Genomic DNA, 15,920 nt, shown 5'->3' on the forward strand with positions numbered 1-15,920 from the left:
GTAGCAGTTAGTGGCTGGCGAATTCACGTCCCCAGTCGTCGACCCAGCTGTCGAGGTTACCGCGGAGGTCGTCGTAGCCGACCGTCACCGCTTCCGGGGGAACGTGTGCGTACCGGTCGAACTCGTCGTCTAAGTCGACGTACTCGTCTTCGACGGCCGGGAACTGGACGTTTCGCTGGGCGATCTCGGCCTGGGCCTCGTTCGAGAGCACGAAGTCGAGGAACTCGTAAGCGAGGTCGACTGTGTCCGCGTCCTCGAAGATCGCCATTCCTTCCGGGTTCGCGTAGCCCTGACCGTTCGGGAAAGCGACCTGGTGGCGCGAGAGGTCGTGCCCTTCGTCGGTGGCGAACACTTGATCGGTCGAGTAGGAGACGACCATCGACCGTTCCTCGTTCATGTACGCGCCGTAGTAGGACTCGGTCCAGTCTTCGAGAACGCGGACGCCGTTGTCCTCGAGGTCCTGCCAGTAGTCGAGGTAGCCGTCCTCACCGTAGGCGTCGATCGTCCACAGTAAGAACGCCTGTCCGGGATCGGAGGTTTGGGCGTTCTGTGCGAGGAGTTCGTCCTCGTATGCCGGGTCGGTCAGATCGTCGAAGGTCTCCGGCTCGTCGACGACGTTTTCGTCGTAAACGAGACTGATGTAGCCGGTGTCGTAGGCGAGAACACGGTCGTGTGGATCGCCCATATCTAACCCATCACGGATCCGACTCGATCGGTCGATTCGGTCTTCGTTGAGTTCACGAAAGAGACCGCCGTCGTCCAGATGGTCGTCGACACTCACGAGGTCGTCGATGTTTAGCCCGACGTAGACGTCAGCGTCGATCTCCTGATTCCCCCGTGCCTGCTCGATGTAGTGGCCGATCCCCTGGTTCGGAAGCTGTACCCATTCGAGTTCAGCGTCTGGATACTCGTCCTCGAACGCGTCTTTGAGCCACGGTCCCGCGGGGTTCTCGCCGTCGATCATGGATTCGTAAGTGACAACGGTGAGTGTCCCCTCCAGATCCGGATCCTCGGGTTCGGGATCGGCGTCCGAACTACCGTTTGCGTCGTCCTCTCGAGTCAGACAGCCGGCGAGCCCGAGTGCAGCCACACTACCGACAGTTCCGATGAACGTTCGTCGTTGGTGGTTCATTACCTGGTTGTTCAACTGGGTAGTCTTAACCCCGTTGATCGACAGATTACTGAGAGAGTTGCGAATACGGCTCTCTGTGGGAAGTATTGGCTACAGGTGCTTGTGGCAGCGAAGAGATATTATCTCGGCGTTCGGCTCACACCGTTCCGGCTGCGTCGAGCAACACGTCGTAGGCGTCATCGTACGCGTCGGCGATCGCGGCCGGGTCGCGCCGTTTGTCCCCACTCAACGGTGGGAGACGAACGCGCTCGAGTGGGTCGAGATACTCGAGGACGTCGGGGACGCGTTTCTCGATGGCGCCGTCTTTCGGACTCGAGCTGGCGATCTCGCAGGCCCGACAGTAGCGGTCGCCGGGATAGATCCGCACGCAGCTGGGTTCGACGGCCGCAACGGCGCTGATCGCAGCAGGATCGAGCGACTGCAGTGGCTGTGCGATGTCGCCGTAGGACTCGACGACCGCGACGTCCGTCGATTCGATCTCGGCGGCTAACTCCTCGAAGGCCGGCACGTAGCGTCGCTCGGCGACCTCGTTGAACTCGTCGACGGTTTCGACCGAAATCACGTCCTCGAGCGGGAGCGCGTCGGCGACGTCGTCGGGGATTTTGGCGGTCGCGTTGCGGACAAACGTCGGATCGTCCGCTCGTCCTACACGGTCGACGACGAACTCCCGGTCGCTCTTGCCGAGCAGGCCGGTTCCGCCACCGGGTGTGGGTCGCCAGAGCCGGTGGACGGGATTGAGCCGTTCCGGCTCGCGGGATCGGCCTTCAGCAGTCGCGAGTCGTTTCGCGTCCTTTCCGTAGAGCCGGCCCGCAGAGAGGGCTCGTCGGCAGTCGTCGTGGTCGAACCAGTAGTCGTTGCCGGCACGCGGTTTGTAGCCGACCGCGCCGGTTCGCTCGAGCAACCCGACCGAAAACGTGGTCTTCCCGGCGTCGACGCGGTCGGCACCGACCACGAGGAGGATCATTCTTTCAGTCCGTAGTAACCGGGTTCGTCCTCGGTTCGTGGCTCGGCGACCACGAGATCGTCGGCGTTGGTCATGACCCACGGGATCGCCCAGTCGAGTAAGATGTCCTCGGTTCCCTCGTCGATCTCGGCGTCGGGCTCTAACCCCTGTAAGAGGCGGGCTATCTCGTAGACGGTGTACATCTGGTCGTCCTCGAGCAGTTCCGCGGGTGTATAGAAGTCACACGGCGGGAGGCTGTCGAACTCGGACTTCGGAACGGGCATACAGATGTGTTCCGTCCTCGAGTGCCTAAATCGTTCGTTCCCGGCCAACAGCGCGTGGGACAGCGGCGGCTCTTAGTACCGGACCAACCGTCGACTGCTGGGTGAAATCAGCCGACGGCCATCGATTTCATCCAGCAGTTCGGGCTTGGACCGCCACTTAGCGTGTAGCGGATCACAAAAAAGGACGTGTTCGACGGAGTCGTCGCGTTACTGCTGGCGAATTACTCGAAGTGGTCGAGGCACTTCTGGTACTCCTCTTCGGCCTTCTCCCAGTTGACGACGTCGAAGAAGGCGTCGATGAACTCCCCACGGTCCGGACCGTAGTCGTAGTAGTAGGAGTGTTCCCAGACGTCCAGTGCGAGGACCGGATGGGAGCCCCAGAGCGCGCCCTGGTCGTGTTTGTCGACCGCGACGTTGCGCAGTTGCTTGGCGACCGGGTCGTATACCAGCAGTGCCCAGCCACCGGCGGCGCCGGCAGCGGCCTCGAATTCGCCTTTCCAGCCTTCGTAGGAACCGAAGTCCTCTTCGATTCGGTCGGCGAGGTCGCCCTCGGGTTCGCCGCCGCCGTCGGGGGACATGTTCTCCCAGAACAGCGTGTGGAGATAGTGTCCACAGCCGTTGTGGGTGACGTTGGAGAGCGCACCGGGCGTCGAGTCGAAGTCGCCCGACTCGCGGTTCTCCGCGAGGGTCTCCTCGGCGGCGTTGAGGCCGTTGACGTACCCCTGGTGGTGGGTGTCGTGATGCCAGGTCACGACCTGTTCGGAGATCGACGGTTCCAGCGCGTCGTAATCGTACGGGAGTGGTGGAAGTTCGTGGTCAGTCATTGGAATTCACCTGTCTATTGTATCGATTGCGGACCTGTTAAGTTTTGAGGAGAGAAACGCTATCACGCAACACGACGCCGCTCTCTCCTCGTGCGGGGCGCTCCCGACAGTGTTGCCACACCGGAGTTCGTGTTAAATCTTTCATAGGGTCTGCTGTACGTCGTTGCCGGCGAAACAACGGCCCGTCTGTGGTTCATCGGTACAGGAGACCGTATCAGGCGTCGCAGTTCCCGCGTCGACGGCGCTACAGGCGTTCTTTGTATTTGGCGTGTTCGAGCCACTCCTCGAGCGACGGCTGGCTCCAGTACCGGACCGTCTTGCTGCGCGGATCGTGATCGAGAACGCCCGCATCCTCGAGTTTCGGTAGATGTGTATGCTGCAGTTCGGTTCGAATTCGCTGGCGACGTACCTCCGGGCTGGATGCGGAATCGGCGTCACCGGTCGTCCCGTCGGTCGTCGAATCGGTCGACTGACGCGCGATGATGGCGTCCGCGAGCTCGTCGATCGTCGCGACGCCGTCGGGCTGGTCGTACAGATAATAGAGCGCGTGCCGACGGTGGCGGTTCGAGAGCAGGTCGAAAATCAGGTCCAGCGACGGCGTCGCCTGGGCCGTGATTCTCGCTGATTCACCCTCCGATTCACGCATCCACGAACCACCTACCGTGTGTTACCATTCGAAACCACCACTCGACCCTACTGGAGCAGACACATTAGATGTTACGTCTGCCCAAAGAGATGCAGCTGATAGACTAGCCATTAAAAGGCAGTGCACAGCGCTCGGAATGAACGTGGAGAGAACGGAGTCGCTACTCGTAGAGCCACTCGGCGTCGTGCTGATCGTAGTCGATCAGCTCGTCCTCGTCGAAGTGAATCGCGATCTCGCGTTCGTTGGCGCCTTCGTCCTCGTGGTCGGCGGCGTGGACGACGTTCCGACCGAGGTCGAGTGCGTAGTCACCACGGATGGTGCCGGGTTCGGCCTCGAGCGGGTCGGTCTCGCCGATCATCTGGCGGACCTGACGGGTCGCGTCCTGGCCCTCCCAGACCATCGGGACGACCGGACCGGAGGTGATGAAATCAACGAGGTCGTCGTAGAACGGCTTGTCCTCGTGTTCGCTGTAGTGTTCCTCGGCCCGCTCGCGGGGCATGTTCTCTACTTTGATGCCGACGAGCTTCAGCCCGCGGTCCTCGAGTCGGGAGACGACCTCACCGACGAGGCCGCGTGCGAAGGCGTCGGGCTTGACCATCACGAAGGTGCGCTCGTGATCGCTCATCAGGCTTCACCTTCCTCGGTCTCGTCGACTGCTTCGTCCCCGGCGGGCACGTCTTCCTCGTCGTCGGCCTCCGTCTCTATGTCTTCGTCTTCGCCTGCTTCGACGACTTCGTCCTGGTCGGCCTCGGCCGGCCCCTTGCCGGCGCGACCTTCCTCGGTCCACTCGAGGTCACGCGGCTCGCGACCGAGCTTGTAGTTCTTCTCGGCCTTCGAGTTGACGAAGTGAAGCACCGTGCCGTCGTTTTTGACGTACATGATGCCCGTGCCGGGCTCGATCTCTTCGCCCGTGTAGTCGCAGGTGCGTTTCTCGACCATTATTGTCCTCCGATGGAGTCCGCCTCACGGGCGGTCTCGCGAAGCTGGAGTACGTCCCCTTCGCGGACCGGCCCGAGGCAGTTTCGGGTGATGATACGTCCCTGGTTCTCGCCCTCCTTGATCCGGCATTTGACCTGCATGGCCTCGCCGTGCATGCCGGTCTTGCCGACGATCTCGATGACCTCGGCGGGCGTAGATCCGGTTTCTTCCTCTTCAGCACTCATCTCTGATCACCTACTCGAGGTCCTCGACCTTGTCGGCGATGTCCTCGACGTCGCCGGAGGCCTCACCGGTGTCGACGATCGCCGCAGCGGCCGAGCCGACCTCGAGGCCGGCAGCGTGGCCGACGTCGTCCTGGGTCTCGATGAAGACGACGGGAATGCCCTTCTCCTCGGCGAGGTCGGGGATGTGCATGACGATCTCTTCGGGCGAGACGTCCTCGGCGACGTAGACGAGCTCGGCGTTGCCGCGCTCGATCGCCTTCGTCGTTTCGTTGGTTCCTTTCTTTACTCGTCCGGTGTCTCGTGCGACCTCGAGGGCCTCGAGGGCGTCCTCTGCGAGGTCGGCTGGGATGTCGGTGGTTACGTAGACTGACATTGGTTGTTCACCTCTCCTACGCGTGGGCTCGCGCTCCCCTGCCGTCCGGGAACTGGGGGCCCGGGCCGAAGAACGTTCGGCGGTAGTCCTGTAAGGCTAGGAGCATCATCAACCCCGCGTAGGGTGTACTACGCTGTAGCGTTGCCCCCCTTAAAAGCGTGTTCAAACGGCCGGATGCGTGCGATAGGTCCGCACGGACGTGTGTGGCTCCCGCGAGTCGGTGTCGACCAGTGTCGGTGACACGTATCGTCTCCAACGAAATGTTACTCAGTTGTCCTGTCGTGGCACCGGGCGTCGACGCCGTCTGTCGATCCGGTGGCTATTACTCTCGAGACGCCAAGACCGACACATGAACGCGGACGCTGTCGGCTGCGCCGAGTCGCTGTTCGAAGAAGCGACGCAGGGCAACGAGCGTCGACTGCTCGTCCTCGCTGGCGACCGCGAGCGAGGGTACGACGCCCTCGAGTCCGTTCTCGATAGGCTCCCGGTTTCGATCACGGCGACGACGCTCGTCGGTCCCGACGATCGCCTTCGGTGTGAACAGCTCCCACAGGCGAACGCGGGCGAACTCCTCGGGACGACCCGGACGGTCGTCGCCCTCGACGCCCACGAGGGGCTGCGTCCGAACGCACTCGGGAAAGTCGTCGGCGCGGTCGACGGCGGTGGCCTCCTCGTCCTCTTGACGCCGCCGCTCGAGGCCTGGCCCGACCGACGCGGTGCGTTCGACGAATCGCTCGCCGTCCCGCCGTTCGACCTCTCCGACGTCGGCGGTCGGTTCAAACGACGGCTCGTCGAGACGCTGCGGGCACATCGGGGGATCGGTATCGTCGACCTCGAGGCCGACCGTGTCGTCGACGACGGACTGACGGAACCGGCGCCGCGACTGCTCGACGAAGGAAAAGCAGGGGCGACGGCGATCGAGTCCCCGACGGACGCCCGCTTCCCTGCCGAGATCTACGAGGCGTGTCTCACGGCCGACCAGGTCGAGGCCGTCGCCGCCCTCGAGTCGCTCCATCCCGATCGGGACGCCGAAAACGGAACACGGGCCGTCGTCCTCGAGGCCGACCGCGGCCGGGGGAAATCGAGCGCGGCGGGGTTGGCTGCGGGTGCGTTCGCTGCCGACGGGCTGGACGTGCTCGTCACCGCTCCCCGGTCGCGCAACGCGACGGAGCTCTTCGAGCGGGCCGGCGAACGCTGCGAGACGTGTTCGGACTGCGAGGCGACGGCAGTCGAACCACGACGCGTCGAAACCGCTTCGGGCGGTCGGGTTCGCTTTCTCGAGCCCACAGCGGCTGTCGAGGACGACGGTGACCGACTCGAGGCAGCCGACGTCGTGATCGTCGACGAGGCCGCGGCACTCCCCGTCTCGATCCTCGAGTCGTTACTCGCGGCCGAGAAGGTCGCGTTCGCGACGACGATACACGGCTACGAGGGCGCGGGTCGGGGATTCTCGGTCCGATTCCGTGATCGACTCGCCGAAAGCGACCACGACGTCACCGAGCGGACGCTCCTCGAACCGATCCGCTACGCCGCCGGCGATCCCGTCGAGGTCTGGGCCTTCCGCGCGCTGTTGCTCGACGCTCGGCCACCCGTCGAGCCGCTGGTGGCTGACGCCGAACCCGAGTCCGTCGACTACCGTCGCCTCGAGCCCGACGCGCTTCTCGCGGACGAGCGGCTCCTCCGGGAGGCGTTCGGACTACTCGTCCTCGCTCACTACCGAACCGAACCCAACGACCTCGCACGGCTGCTCGACGCGCCCAACCTCGAGGCACGCGCGCTCGTCGCGGACGGCCACGTCGCAAGCGTCGCCCTGCTGGCCCGCGAGGGGAACCTCGAGCCCGAAACACAGGCCATGATGTACGAAGGCGGTCGCGTTCGGGGGAACATGCTCCCCGACGTGCTCACGAGCCAGCTGCGCGACGAGGCCGCAAGCGAACCCGCCGGAATTCGAGTCGTTCGTATCGCGACCCACCACGCGGCCCGTTCCCGCGGGCTCGGGTCACAGCTGCTCGAGTGTATCCACGAGGAGTTCTCGGCCGCGGTCGACTGGCTCGGCACCGGCTTCGGCGCCACGCCCGGCCTGCTCGAGTTCTGGTGCGAAAACGACTATCGGACCGTCCACGTCTCGACGACGCGCAACGACGCAAGCGGCGAGTACTCCGCGCTCATGCTCACACCGACGAGCGATGCCGGCCGTGAACTTCACGACCGCCACGCCGACTGGTTCGCCCGTCGGTTCGGCGCGCTCTGTACGGACGCCCTCTCCGATCTCGAGCCCGACGTCGCCCGCGCTCTCCTGCGCTCGGTCGACGCCGACGCGGCCCCGACAATCGACCTGACCGCCCACGAGTGGCGCGTCGTCGCCGGCGCGGCCTACGGCCCGGGTTTGTTCGACGTCGACCCGGGGCCGTTTCGCGAACTGGTCGTCCGCTACTTCGTGGAAGATCCCGATGGGATCGAGGTGTCCGTCCGTAACGAGCGGCTGCTCGTTTTGCGCGCGTTACAGGGGCGTGACTGGTCGGCCGTCGCCGATCGGCTCGAGTATCCCTCCACGAGCCAATGTATGCGTGCCCTCGGCGAGACGTTCCAGCCGCTGGTCGACTACTACGGATCGGACGCCGCACTCGAGGTTCGGGAGCGATTCACCGACCCGTAAGACCGTCGCCGCTTGTCAGATCGAGGGTGTTGTCGGCTTTTCAGTTGTGAATACGACGATAGGCCCTTTTCACAGCAGTCTCGAGCGATCCGATCACGGAGAGAGTGTTCCACCGTTCGAACTACTCGAGAACGGCCTCGAGCGCGTCCATCGCCCCATCTACTTTCTCGACGTCGGCGTTGTATCCCATGTGACCAAAGCGGAGAATGTCGTCTTTCATGTCGCCGAGTCCGGTCGCGAGCACGACGTCTGCTTCCTCGGCGACGCGCTCCTGAATCCGCTGTGCCTCGCCGGGGAGATGAACGGCCGTCACGGTCGGCGACGCTCGCTCGGGATCGGGGTAGATCTCGAGTCCCAGTTCACGACCGCGCTCGCGACACCGCTTGGCGGCAGCCTCGTGGCGCTCGAGGACGGACTCGAGACCCTCCTCGAGCAGCCGATCGACGGCCGTCTCGAGTGCAGCAACGTTTGCGTTCAGGTGCGTGTAGGGGAAGCCGTCGGAGACGTCCCGCCACGGGAGGAAGTTCGTATACAGCGAGTCCGGGTCGCGCTCTGCTATCGCGTCCCAGGCCCGGTCGCTGATCGCGGCCGTGGTCAACCCCGGCGGCGCGCTGAAACACTTCTGGGAAGCGCCGAGGCAGACGTCGATCCGATCGGTCGGCACTGACGTCCCACCCAGTGAGGAGACGGCGTCGACGACGCTCAACACGTCGTACTCCTCGAGGAGGTCGAGGACGGGCTCGAGATCGTTGAGCGTCCCCGTCGGCGTCTCACAGTGGACCATCGTCGCCAGCGCGAACGGCTCGTCGGCGTCGGCGGCCGCCTCGAGTGACGCCTCGATGGCCTCGAGATCGAGGCCCTCGTCGTACGGCGCGGAGACGAGTTCGGCGTCACCGTCGGCGGACGCGACGAAATCGGCGAAGCCGTCGCCGTAGCGCCCGTTGGAGAGACAGCAGACGCGGTCGCCGGGCGCGACCAGCGAGGTGATCGCCGCCTCGAGGCCCAGAATGCCCTCGCCGCCGGGGACGATGACGTCGTGATCCGTGTCGTAGACGTCTGCGAGTTTCTCACAGAGCGCCTCGTACCGCGTCGCGAAGTCGGGATCGACGTCCGGGTTCGGTTGCGGTTCGGCCATCGCCTCCCTGACGGACGGCGGCACTGCAGTCGGTCCTGGTGTGAACTGCATGGTCGTCCTGCGGGCCGCCCACGGGAGTCGGTTACGGTGAGTTCGAGGTCACGGGACACTACGAGAGCAGCCGTCGACACACCGCCTCGGGCATCGCGTGGAGCAGCCACGCGACCAGCCGCCAGCGGCGTGTCACGTAGACGTGGGTTCGCTCCTTGCGGATCGCCCGTGCGATCTGTTCGGCGGCCGTCTCGGGCGAACACTGCCAGAACGAGCCGTAGGCCATCTCAGTGTCGACGAACCCCGGTTCGATCGTCGTGATCGTCACATCGGCGTCGCTGTCCGTCTGTCGATCTCGCAGTCCCTCGAGGTATCGCGAGACGTAGGCCTTCGAGGCGTTGTACGCCTGCGTCCCGCCGTTACCGAACCGGGAAGCGACCGAAGAGATACCCACGAGGTGGCCGTCCCGGTCGGTAGCGGTGTCGGAGTCGCGTTCGAAGTACTCCATCGCGGCCGTCGCGATAGCGGTGAACCCACGGACGTTGACGTCGATCGTCCGGCGTTCGGTCTCCCACTCGAGGTCGTGGTTCGCGTCGCCGACGCCGGCGCTGACGACGACCACGTCGACCGACGGCATCGCTTCGGCGAGCTGGAAAAAGCCCTCGCGGGCGTCGTCGACGTCGGTGACGTCCATCGTCGCGACGTAAGCCTGAGTCGGTAACTCGCTGCCGATCCGTTGCAAACGCTCCGTTCTGCGGGCAGCCAAGCCGATCCGATACCCCTCCTCGGCGAGCGTTCGGGCCAGCGCCTCGCCGATCCCCGACGACGCGCCGACGACGATCGCTCCGCGTGGTTCGCTCACGTCTCGAGATTTGCCGGCACCGATGTGAAGATTCCGACACGACTGGAGCACGACCACGCCGGGACGGACGACTGGACGACCCTCGATGGGGAGCGCGTGGCGACGTCCTCGAGACCGAAGGCGGTACGCCTTTGGCGCGGTCGGTCGTCGAACCGATATGATCGACGCGGTCGCCGCCCTCGCGGTCGTCCTGCTCGTCGGCGGCGTCGTCGGAACGCTCGTCCCGCTGGTCCCCGGTGGGTTGCTCTCGTTGTCGGGCGTCTACCTCTACTGGTGGCAGTCAGGCTTTGCCGAGCCTGGAACGATCACGCTCGCCGTGCTCACACTGTTGGGCCTGCTGACCCTGTTTGCGGAGCTGTTCGCCGGCTCGCTCGCCGCTCGAGCCGGCGGTGCGTCGTGGACGACGACGACCATCGCAGCCGCCGTGGCGATCGTCCTGCTGTTGGTCACCGGCCCGCTCGGATTGCTCGTCGGACTGTTCGGGACCGTCTTCGTCGTCGAGTACGTCCGGCGGGGCGACGCCGCACACAGCACTCGATCGGCGCTGTTCGCCACCGTCGGGACGCTCGCTTCGACGGCACTGCAGGCGCTGTTGACGCTGACGATCCTCGTGACGTTCGTCCTCGCCGTGTTCGTGCTGTAAGGGCGACGTCGGTCGTCGCCGCTTTCGGCTTCGGTTCCAGTATAGTACCGAAATTCGTATTCGACCGGCCGTGGTCGGAATTTATCCGTCTGTACAACAGTGATACTAGCATGGGTATGTTCGAACGGCTCGGCGAGAAAGTCGAGCGACTGAAACAGGAAGCGGTAGCCGGACGGGAAGACAGCGTCGAGTTTCGCTGTCGCGACTGCGGAGAAGGGTTCTACAGCGAACCGGAAGCGTGTCCGGAGTGTGGAAGCACCGAGATAGCTCGCGTCGAATCCGCCACCGAACCCGAGTCGGAAGCAAAGGCGGAGTCAGCGTCAGACGCGAACTCGGAGTCAGAATCGGAGACTAACACGAAGTGACGCCACCAGCCGGACACGCAGACTGTCGCAGTCGACGCGATCGGTAATCGAGTCGACGGTCAGGGGTGGGTGTAGTAGACGACCGTCTCGTCGTCCTCGTGACGGTCGATGCGGGCGAAGCCGACGCGTTCGAACTGCACCAGTTCGTCTGCCTCGAGGCCGCCGACGCCGGGTTCGGCGTGGCCGGAGACGTCTCCATCGGGCGTTCGCATCCGAACGGTGACGTTCTCGTCGGCCGGCACCCAGTGGACGACGTCGACGTCGCCCTCGCGGACCACGTCGATCTCGTCGGCCGTGTACTCCAGGCCGTCGTCGGTGCCACGGAAACAGCCAAGCCCCTTGAGCCAGACGCGGTCCTCGTCGGCGGGGACGTCTTCGGACTCGAGTAACACGGCGTCGCTGGCGGGGATCTCCCGGACACCGCGGTCCTCGTGGTCGGGGTGCAGCGGCGGATTCGCCACTGCAGGCGGATCGCCGGCCAGCGAGAGCCGTTCGCCCTCGCGGACGAAAAAGCGGCGATCGGTCTCGTCGTCGATCAGTTCACGGTTGTTCGCGTAGATCGAGCTCATCGCGAGGTCGACGTCGCTGGTCGACGTTCCGAGTGCAGCCATCGCCTCGACGATCGCCTCACCGCGGATACCCCGCCGGCGCAGGCTCGAAAGTGTCGGCGCGCGTGGATCGTCCCAGCCGTCGAGTTCGCCCGTCTCGATCAGCTCCGAGATCGTCGACGTGCTCATCTTTACGTCGTAGGCGTCGATCTGGACGTGGCCCCAGTGGATGACCTCGGGGTACTCCCAGTCGAAGTAGTCGTAGACGAACTGCTGGCGTTTGGCCGAATCCTGGAGGTCGATCCCGCGGATGATGTGGCTGACCTCGAGGAGCTGATCGTCGATCCCCGACTGGAAGTCGAGCATCGGCCAGCATCGATAGTCGCTGGCTTCCTCACGGGGGTGGGGTGTATCGATCATCCGGAAGGCGACCCAGTCGCGCAGGGCGGGGTTCTTGTGCTCGATGTCGGTTTTCACCCGGAGAACCATCTCGCCGCTGTCGTACTCGCCGTCGATCATCGCCTCGAACTCCGATTTGACGGTCTCGACGTCCTTGTCGCGGTGGGGACAAGGCTCGCCCGCGTTTTTCAGCTCCGAGAACTCCTCGCCCGAACACGAGCAGGTGTAGGCCCCGCCCAGTTCGATCAGCTCACGGGCGTACTCGTAGTAGGTCTCGAGGCGGTCACTTGCCTTGTAGGTCGCGTCGGGTTCGAAGCCCAGATACTCCAGATCCTCCAGAATAGCGTCGTAGGCCTCGAGATCGGGCCGTTTCGTCTCGGGATCGGTGTCGTCGAACCGGACACAGAACCAGCCGTCGTAGCGCTCCTTGTAGCTCCCGATGACCGCGGGCATCCGGGCGTGGCCGACGTGCCACGGTCCGTTCGGATTCGGCGCGACCCGCATTCGGACCTCGTCGTAGTCGTCGGCGTTTGGCAGTTCGGGGAGGTCGTGTTCGTCTTCCTCCGCTTCGGCTTCGATCTCCGCGAGTTCCTCGGGTGCGAGGTCCTCGAGTCGTTCGCGTTTCTCCGCGTAGGAGAGATCGTTGACACGGCCGACGACTCCGCCGGCGATCCCGGGAATCTCGTCGCCGTGCTCGCGGAAGTCGGGGTTGTCGCCCATCAGCGGCCCCATGATAGCGCCGACGTCGGCGTCGCTCTCGTGTTTCACTGCGTTTAGCAGCGCGTGTTTCTCCGCCTCGCGCTCGATGCGCTCGCGTAACTCGTCGTTCATTACTCGAGGGTATTCGTGCCCGGACCAAAACCCCCGCGGTGTTGAATCGACGGCGCCGACACGGGCCAGCACGCGTCGGTCCCGTCGTCGGGACCGCTGGACGGATCACCTCGCGGCCGGAGCCTCGTCGAATATCGACTCGAGGAGTCGTTTCTGTGCGGTTCGAAGGTGTTCGTGGAACGTCGCCGGTGCGATATCGAGCCGATCCGCGACCGCTTCGCCCGTGTTCTCCCGCGGCCAGTCGAAAAAGCCGGCGTAGTAGGCGGTATCGAGGACGGCCCGCTGGCGGGACGTCAACTCCTCGAGTGGCTCGAGAGCGTCACCTCGATCGCCTTCGAAGGCAGACCGCCTTACCTGCCGGTGGGCAAGCGTCTGGACGTCGGGAGACACCTCGCGGACGACGTCGACCACATGCCGAACGTCGGTCCCCAGCGGCACGTGAACCGTCAGACGGAGATCACCGTCCTCGAGGGCAGCGGCCGCGACGGCACCGCCGTGAGATGCGATTCGCGTGAGCAGCGGTTCCTCGAATGTTCGGATTTCGAACCGAATCGCCGGGCCGTCGACGGCGATCCGCTGGACGGAGTCGACGGCCGATATCGACCGATCGAGGGTTTCGACGACGTCCATCGCTTCGAGTGGCGCGGTTCCGTAGACGAGGTGTTCGTCGTCACCGGCCTGGACCGTCCTGTCGAACGTGATCGTCCCGTCGTGGTCCGGAGCGCCGGAGACGTCGGGAAGCAGCAGTTCGACCTCGGTGACCTCGTCGCTGGTCAGAGCACGTTTTCGCGTGACGGCAGCGATAGCGTGACCGATAATCGTTCCGATCTGACCGATAACGGCCGTCTGTTCGTCGGTGAACGCGTCCGGTCGACTGGCGTGGAGGCCGAGAACGCCGTACAGCGTTCCATCGTACTGGATCGGAATCGCAGCGACGGATCGATACCCGTATTCACGGGCGTGGTCACGCCACCGCGCGTCGTCTAGTTCGGAGAACGCGTCGTTCGTGACGTGGACGTCCTGCGTTCTGATCGCGTCGGTGATCGGATCCCGACCCCCCGACTCGGATGGATCGATCGTGGCGTCGATTCCATCGAGACAGCCGTCGATACCGGCTTCGGCGTGCGTTCGTACCGCTCCCGCCTCCGCGTCGACCTCGGCGATCCACGCGAACTCGTAAATCTCCGAGTCGGCGAGAACGTCACACGCCACGTGGTAGATGTCGGCACGGGTCGGTCGGTAGAGCACGGCGTCGGTAATCGTTCTGACGACGCCGTTGAGTTGGGCGAGTGCGGTCTGGTGGCCGCGCTGGCGTTCGATCGCTGCCGCGAGGATGACGGCGATGGTTCGGACGAACGCGACGTCCTCGTCGGTAAACGATCGGCGTTCGACGTCGTGGACGCCGAAGATACCCCATGGCTCGTCGACGGAGCCGATTATCGTGCTGATACCGCCGACGACGTCGTGACTGGTGAGGAGTTCGGGACCGTGAAAACGCGTCTCGGCTCGCAGATCGTCGACGACGACGGGCGCTTTCGAGAGCAACGTGTATCCCGACTGTGAGTTCTCGTCGGCGTCGACGGTTACCGAGCCGACGCTGCCGTTCCGCCAGCCGACGCCTTGACACAGTAGTAGATCCCCCGACTCGGGGTCGAGGTCGAGTACCTTGGCGTAAGCAGCGTCGAGCGTGTCGGCGACGACGCGGGTCGCCTCGGACATGAGTTCGTCGAGGTCGTCGGTCTCGAGTGCGAGCTGTCCGAGGTTCGCGACAGCCCGTTGCTGGCGTGCCCGGCGCTTGAGTTCACTCGCTTGCTCGGTTCGTTCAGTGACGTCCTGGGCCATCGTCATTCCGGCGAACGGCTCGCCGGTATCGTCCGTGATGGGGACCGTATGAACGTTCCAGTGGCGCCCAACGGAGGCGAATTCGACGACCGCCCTGTCGCCGTTCAACGCTGTCCGCATCGCGGACTCGAGTTCGTCGGCGACGTCGTCGCCCCACACGTCACGCGGCGTTGTACCTTCGACCTCGCTACGAGCGACCGGGAGCGATTCGAACACCTGTCCTGCGGCGAGGGTGTACGTGAGGTCGTCGTCGAACAGTGTGACGATCCCGTTAGGGAAACACTCGGCGAGCGTTCGGTACCGACGCTCGCTTTGCTCGAGTGCTCGCTCGCGAGCCTTGCGCTCGGAGACGTCCCGGAAGTAGACCGACAGCCCCGTCTCGGAGGGGTACGCACGAACTTCGAACCACGCGTCCAGCGGCTCCGGGTAGTACTCCTCGAACGTCACCGTCTCCTGTCGGCGGACTGCACGCTCGTAGCTCGATCTGAACACGGCGTCGCTTGCCGCCGGAAACTCGTCCCAGACGTCTTTCCCGACGAGGTCGCGTCCGTCGTAGTTGATCAACGCTTCCGCGCGCTCGTTGAGGTAGGTAAACCGCCACTGCTCGTCGAGAGCAAAAAACGCGTCCGAGATCCGACCGTAGACCTCCTCGAGTTCGTGGCGAGTCGTCTCGTTTTCGATCGCCGCCGAGAGGGTCTCCGCGACGTTTCGGACGAACTGAACGTCCTGTTCGGTCGCCGATCGACGGTCGGTCGAGTACGTCACCAGCAACCCCCATGGCTCCTCTGAGGGGCCGATGCGGACACTGATACCGCCGGTGATGTCGTCCGCCGTCAGCCAGTCGAACGGCGGTCGCTGTTCGGTCCGAGCGTCCTCGAGGATCACGGGCTGGGCCGAAAGCACCGACTCGGCATTCGGGTCCGACTCGAGGACCGCAACCGTCGGGTCGGCGTCGCCCTCCCATCCGACGCCAGCCCTGAAAGCGAACTCGTCGGCGGCGGGTCGGTATTCGAGTACGGCCGCGAACTCGTTGCCGAGGGTCTCCGCCACCGTGACTGCGACCTCGTCGACGAACTGATCGAAGTCGTCCGTCTCGAGTGCTCGCTGGGCGAGGTCGGCGACTGCTTCCTGCTGGCGGAGGCCCAACCGATGTTCGCCGTCCGAATCGGGGGGCGGATCCATGGTCTCTGTGAGATGTCCGGCGATAAAACAGTATCTCCGGTCAGAATCGCTGTCTGTCAGTTTCGGCACAACCCCGATCCGTCCGCGGTTGTGCCGGCAAA

Annotated in this window: 16 protein-coding genes; 3 read left to right on the forward strand and 13 right to left on the reverse strand. The window is 64.5% G+C overall.

Annotation, left to right across the window (positions count from 1 at the left end):
* Positions 1–7 precede the first annotated feature (7 nt).
* The 9 genes from RBH26_RS04090 to rpl7ae all read right to left on the reverse strand — a co-directional run bounded on the left by RBH26_RS04090 (position 8) and on the right by rpl7ae (position 5,365).
* Complete coding sequence (locus RBH26_RS04090) at positions 8–1,132, reverse strand: thiamine ABC transporter substrate-binding protein (RefSeq protein WP_306756733.1); 1,125 nt, start codon at positions 1,130–1,132, stop codon at positions 8–10.
* Between the two features lie 136 nt (positions 1,133–1,268).
* The gene (locus RBH26_RS04095; RefSeq protein WP_306756734.1) at positions 1,269–2,096 is read right to left on the reverse strand and encodes an ATPase; all 828 of its coding nucleotides are present in this window, start codon (positions 2,094–2,096) and stop codon (positions 1,269–1,271) included.
* Positions 2,093–2,359, reverse strand: a complete 267-nt coding sequence (locus RBH26_RS04100) for a DUF5827 family protein (protein WP_306756735.1) — start codon at positions 2,357–2,359, stop codon at positions 2,093–2,095. Before RBH26_RS04100 ends, RBH26_RS04095 begins: the two co-directional genes overlap by 4 nt.
* Positions 2,360–2,580: 221 nt before the next feature.
* Positions 2,581–3,183, reverse strand: coding sequence for a superoxide dismutase (gene sod / locus RBH26_RS04105; protein WP_306756736.1), 603 nt, complete (start codon positions 3,181–3,183; stop codon positions 2,581–2,583).
* A 244-nt stretch (positions 3,184–3,427) separates the two neighbouring features.
* Positions 3,428–3,829 (reverse strand): hypothetical protein, encoded by a 402-nt coding sequence (locus RBH26_RS04110; protein ID WP_306756738.1) that lies wholly within the window; start codon positions 3,827–3,829, stop codon positions 3,428–3,430.
* 160 nt (positions 3,830–3,989) lie between these two features.
* Positions 3,990–4,454, reverse strand: a complete 465-nt coding sequence (gene ndk / locus RBH26_RS04115) for a nucleoside-diphosphate kinase (protein WP_049989872.1) — start codon at positions 4,452–4,454, stop codon at positions 3,990–3,992.
* Positions 4,454–4,768: a 50S ribosomal protein L24e gene (locus RBH26_RS04120; protein WP_306756740.1), complete on the reverse strand. Its 315-nt coding sequence runs from the start codon at positions 4,766–4,768 to the stop codon at positions 4,454–4,456. The genes ndk and RBH26_RS04120 overlap by 1 nt, the downstream gene beginning before the upstream one ends.
* Positions 4,768–4,992 (reverse strand): 30S ribosomal protein S28e, encoded by a 225-nt coding sequence (locus tag RBH26_RS04125; protein ID WP_049926927.1) that lies wholly within the window; start codon positions 4,990–4,992, stop codon positions 4,768–4,770. Before RBH26_RS04125 ends, RBH26_RS04120 begins: the two co-directional genes overlap by 1 nt.
* Before the next feature lie 10 nt (positions 4,993–5,002).
* Entirely contained in the window at positions 5,003–5,365 is a 363-nt protein-coding gene (gene rpl7ae, locus RBH26_RS04130; protein WP_306756741.1) for a 50S ribosomal protein L7Ae, read from the reverse strand.
* A 349-nt stretch (positions 5,366–5,714) separates the two neighbouring features.
* Here rpl7ae and tmcA point away from each other — a divergent pair, with 349 nt between their 5' ends.
* A complete protein-coding gene (gene tmcA / locus RBH26_RS04135) occupies positions 5,715–8,021 on the forward strand; it encodes a tRNA(Met) cytidine acetyltransferase TmcA (protein ID WP_306756742.1) in 2,307 nt (768 codons plus the stop codon).
* Between the two features lie 121 nt (positions 8,022–8,142).
* Here the strand turns inward: tmcA and RBH26_RS04140 are convergent, their stop codons facing one another.
* Entirely contained in the window at positions 8,143–9,207 is a 1,065-nt protein-coding gene (locus RBH26_RS04140; protein WP_306756744.1) for an alanine--glyoxylate aminotransferase family protein, read from the reverse strand.
* A 58-nt stretch (positions 9,208–9,265) separates the two neighbouring features.
* Entirely contained in the window at positions 9,266–10,009 is a 744-nt protein-coding gene (locus RBH26_RS04145; RefSeq protein WP_306756745.1) for an SDR family NAD(P)-dependent oxidoreductase, read from the reverse strand.
* Between the two features lie 157 nt (positions 10,010–10,166).
* Here RBH26_RS04145 and RBH26_RS04150 point away from each other — a divergent pair, with 157 nt between their 5' ends.
* Complete coding sequence (locus tag RBH26_RS04150; protein ID WP_306756748.1) at positions 10,167–10,652, forward strand: DUF456 domain-containing protein; 486 nt, start codon at positions 10,167–10,169, stop codon at positions 10,650–10,652.
* A 110-nt stretch (positions 10,653–10,762) separates the two neighbouring features.
* The gene (locus tag RBH26_RS04155) at positions 10,763–11,017 is read left to right on the forward strand and encodes a zinc ribbon domain-containing protein (RefSeq protein WP_306756749.1); all 255 of its coding nucleotides are present in this window, start codon (positions 10,763–10,765) and stop codon (positions 11,015–11,017) included.
* 59 nt (positions 11,018–11,076) lie between these two features.
* Here the strand turns inward: RBH26_RS04155 and RBH26_RS04160 are convergent, their stop codons facing one another.
* Together RBH26_RS04160 and RBH26_RS04165 are read right to left on the reverse strand one after the other, a co-directional pair.
* On the reverse strand, positions 11,077–12,795 hold the full coding sequence (locus RBH26_RS04160) for a glutamate--tRNA ligase (protein ID WP_306756751.1): 1,719 nt from the start codon (positions 12,793–12,795) through the stop codon (positions 11,077–11,079).
* 105 nt (positions 12,796–12,900) lie between these two features.
* A complete protein-coding gene (locus RBH26_RS04165) occupies positions 12,901–15,819 on the reverse strand; it encodes a GAF domain-containing protein (RefSeq protein ID WP_306756752.1) in 2,919 nt (972 codons plus the stop codon).
* Between the last annotated feature and the right edge of the window lie 101 nt (positions 15,820–15,920).

Source organism: Natronolimnohabitans sp. A-GB9 (assembly GCF_030848565.1).
Taxonomy (GTDB): domain Archaea; phylum Halobacteriota; class Halobacteria; order Halobacteriales; family Natrialbaceae; genus Natronolimnohabitans.